Genomic DNA, 3608 nt, shown 5'->3' with positions numbered 1-3608 from the left:
TTTGAAGAGGGAAAGGGAGCGCTAAACTGCAAAATAAGCTCTGAGCTTTTTGAACTATTGGAAAAAAACGGCATTCCAACCCATTATGTTAAAAGAGTAAGCGATAATGAGATGCTTATAAAAAAAGCGGATATGATTCCCATTGAAGTGGTTGTTAGAAATATAGCGACAGGCTCTTTAACAAAAAGACTCGGGATTGAAGAAGGAAAGAAACTACCTTTTGCGTTAGTTGAATTTTATTATAAAAACGACGAGCTCCACGATCCTCTTATTAACGACGAACACGCACTTATTTTAGAGCTTGCCAAAGACGAAGCCGAGCTTGAAGAGTTAAAAAGATTGGGAAGAGAGATAAATGTTATATTAAAATCCTTTTTTGATAAAAGGGATTTGATACTTGTAGATTTTAAAGTAGAGTTTGGAAGGGACAAAAACGGAAAAATTATACTTGCTGACGAAATAAGCCCCGATAGTTGTAGGTTTTGGGATAAAAAAAGCGGGGAAAAACTTGATAAAGATAGATTTAGACAAGATTTGGGAAATGTTAAAGTTGCATATGAAGAGGTATTAAATAGAATATTAAATAAAGGATCAAAATGAAAGCGATAGTAAATATCTATCTAAAACCCGGTGTTTTGGATCCCCAAGGTAAAGCCGTTCATCATGCGCTGCAATCTTTGGGCTTTAAAGAGGTAGAGGATGTAAGGGTTGGAAAACAGATAATTTTACAAATTAACGAAAATGATGAACAAAAAGCAAAAGAGAGAGTAAAAGAGATGTGTGAAAGGCTCCTTGCAAATACCGTTATAGAAGATTATGAGATAGAGATTGAAAAATGAAAGTAGCAATAGTTAGATTTCCCGGAACAAACTGTGAGTTTGATACCCAGTTCGCCTTTAATCAAATAGGCGCAAAAACTCAGATTGTTTGGCATAAGATGGATAAACTCCCAAAAAACATAGATTTAGTAGTAATTCCAGGAGGCTTTAGTTATGGGGATTATTTAAGAAGCGGTGCAATTGCCAGATTTAGTCCTATTATGAAAGCTGTTAAGGATTTTGCAGAAAAAGGCGGATACGTTTTAGGGATTTGTAACGGATTTCAGATACTTCTTGAGTCTCATATGCTTCCTGGGGCAATGAAAAGAAACGAAAATCTGCATTTTATATCGAAATTTCAATATATAAAAGTTATAAACAACGAAAACAGATTTTTATCGAAAACCAACAAAAATGAGATACTAAATATTCCTATCGCTCACGCGGAAGGCAACTATTTTGTAGAAGAAGAGAAATTAAAAAGTATGTATGACAAAGGTCAGGTAATTTTACAATATTGTAATAAAGACGGAGAATATGAAAATCCAAACGGAAGCATAGACGCAATTGCCGGTATATGCAATGAAAATAAAAACGTTTTTGGATTGATGCCCCATCCCGAGAGAGCCTGTGAAAAGATTTTGGGCAGCGAGGATGGAATAAAAATGATAAAAGGATTTATCGATTAAAAAAACACTTCTTTTATTTATCTCATTTTCTTATTTTATCTTAAAACTGTTTTCTCAAGATTTCTCGTCTTTTGAAAATGACGAGAAATCTTTGTATCTTTCATATTATAAAATTCCCAAAAAAGTATTTGTAAATCAGATTTTCCCGATAACTATAAAGATAGTGGTAACCGAAGATAGTTATGATTCATTGTCATACAATTTTGAAAATGGAGAAAATATACTTCCGGTATATACTCAAACTCCGGAAAAAACAGAAGGGATATATATATATAAAACCTTTTATTTTAAAAGTTTAGATAAAAATATTAAACTGCCGGATATCAAAGTATATCTTTTAATAGATCAACTCTCTCCCGTTAAAAAAGAGACTCTATTTGGAAAAAGTATAAAAGCCATAAAATTAAAACCGCCAAAAGATTTTTGCGGCGTATTGGCAAATGATTTAAACGTTACCGATATACAAGGAGTCCAATATGACAGAGAGCAAAACTTAATAGTTTTAAATATTGAATCATCCCTATCCAATCTTGAAGATTTCCATCTAAATTTTGTAAACAAAGAAGGAATTGAGGAGTTAAACACCTCTTCTTTTCCTAAATATACAATGACCTATTTTGCCATAGTTCCAAAAGATATGAAAAATTTTCATTTCTCATATTTTAACACCCAAAAAAACGATTTCGAAAAATTTTCAAAAATTTTGGAAATAAAAGATGAGAGCGTTAGCACCCAAACAGATATAAACCCAAGTGAAAATTCCCATAAAATAATAAAATTTACTATTTTAATCTCTTTAGCAACTCTTTTTTTAATATTAGCGATTTATAAAAGATCTTTTTTTTATCTATTTTTTGGTCTTTTAATAGGAATATATATAGTTTATATCTCAATTCCTTTAAAAGAGATATGTGTCAAACAAAATAGTCAAATAAGATTGCTTCCTACAAAAAATAGCACAATATTTTATAAAACACAATATAACTTTAAAACAAAAAAATTAAACAGCGTAAACGGATATATAAAAATAAGACTGCCAAACGGAAAAATAGGATGGGTAAAAGATGAAAATATTTGCAAAGATTAGAGGAGTTTGGGCCGCTATAGTAATAATTATTTTGGTAACTTTTAACATCTTTACCTTTATGATATTTCCAAAAAAATATTATAAAAAAATAAAAAATTTTTATACAAATCTTATATTAAAATTGATAGGTATTAAGGTAATAACAGAAGGAGAAATTGACCCGGAAGCCAAAATGCTTATAATGAACCATTCAAGTTTTATAGATATCCCGGTAATAGAAGCCACCTATCCATATGATTTGGTTTGGATAGCAAAAAAAGAGCTTTTTGATACTCCCTTTTTTGGACTTTTACTTAAACTTCCTCAAAATATAAGGCTTGATAGACAAGATAGAAGAGCCATAATAAAACTTTTAAAAGAGGCGAAAAGAAAAATAAAAGATAAAACCATAGCTATATTTCCCGAAGGAACACGTGCCAAAGGGGAAAAACTGCTTCCTTTTAAACCAGGAGCAAAAATTATAGCCGATAAATTAAGATTAAAGGTTCAACCAGCGGTAATTATATGTGCCAAAGAGAGATTTGATTCAAAAAAATTGACCTTAAATCCTGGGATTATAAAAATTATTTATCTTCCATCATTTTATGCAAAGGAAGATGAGGATTGGCTAAAAGATCTAAGAGAAAAAATGCAAAAAATAAAAGATGAGGAGAAAAAAAAGCTTTGCCCTTAAAGCTTAACTATCCTATCGCTGCACCATTTTGCGAGATCCATATCGTGAGTTATTAAAAGAATCCCCACCCTATCAAGCAATGAAACCAAAAGTTTCATTACTTGAAGTTGTATGATATTATCAAGGGCGCTTGTTGGCTCATCGGCCAACAAAAGATCTGGCTTCATCATTATCGCTCTTAAGATAGAGCATCTTTGAAGTTGTCCTCCAGATAGTTCGTGAGGCTTTTTTTTCAAAAGTTCTTTTTCTATCTTCATTTGATTTGCCAAATCTTCAATTCCTTTTATATCGCACACGTCAGAGATTTGATCGATTATGGTATATGATGGATGAAATGAGGT

General features: G+C 31.4%; 6 protein-coding genes. 5 read left to right on the top strand and 1 reads right to left on the bottom strand.

From position 1 onward, the window contains the following. From purC to AC30RD_RS07355, 5 genes are all read left to right on the top strand, one after another. On the top strand, positions 1-600 hold a 600-nt coding region (purC, locus tag AC30RD_RS07375; protein WP_489493785.1), incomplete at its 5' end, for a phosphoribosylaminoimidazolesuccinocarboxamide synthase. Beyond that, the gene (gene purS, locus AC30RD_RS07370) at positions 597-839 is read left to right on the top strand and encodes a phosphoribosylformylglycinamidine synthase subunit PurS (RefSeq protein WP_489493784.1); all 243 of its coding nucleotides are present in this window, start codon (positions 597-599) and stop codon (positions 837-839) included. The genes purC and purS, both read left to right, overlap by 4 nt. Beyond that, positions 836-1507, top strand: a complete 672-nt coding sequence (gene purQ, locus AC30RD_RS07365; protein WP_489493783.1) for a phosphoribosylformylglycinamidine synthase subunit PurQ — start codon at positions 836-838, stop codon at positions 1505-1507. Before purS ends, purQ begins: the two co-directional genes overlap by 4 nt. A 91-nt stretch (positions 1508-1598) precedes the next feature. Beyond that, on the top strand, positions 1599-2594 hold the full coding sequence (locus tag AC30RD_RS07360) for a hypothetical protein (protein WP_489493782.1): 996 nt from the start codon (positions 1599-1601) through the stop codon (positions 2592-2594). Continuing rightward, on the top strand, positions 2572-3267 hold the full coding sequence (locus AC30RD_RS07355; protein ID WP_489493780.1) for a lysophospholipid acyltransferase family protein: 696 nt from the start codon (positions 2572-2574) through the stop codon (positions 3265-3267). The genes AC30RD_RS07360 and AC30RD_RS07355 overlap by 23 nt, the downstream gene beginning before the upstream one ends. On the opposite strand, the gene AC30RD_RS07350 is transcribed toward AC30RD_RS07355, so the two are convergent. After that, positions 3264-3608: ATP-binding cassette domain-containing protein (locus tag AC30RD_RS07350; RefSeq protein WP_489493779.1), on the bottom strand; the 345-nt coding region annotated here is incomplete at its 5' end. The two genes, AC30RD_RS07355 and AC30RD_RS07350, sit on opposite strands and share 4 nt — an antisense overlap.

The sequence above is a fragment of the Nitrosophilus sp. genome, from assembly GCF_982775275.1.
This window is presented reverse-complemented; position numbering and strand designations above follow the sequence as displayed.

Coding starts and splice junctions, on each gene's coding strand:
- AC30RD_RS07355 (WP_489493780.1), top strand. CDS start 2,572: ATGAAAATATTTGCAAAGATTAGAGGAGTTTGGGCCGCTATAGTAATA.
- purQ (WP_489493783.1), top strand. CDS start 836: ATGAAAGTAGCAATAGTTAGATTTCCCGGAACAAACTGTGAGTTTGAT.
- purS (WP_489493784.1), top strand. CDS start 597: ATGAAAGCGATAGTAAATATCTATCTAAAACCCGGTGTTTTGGATCCC.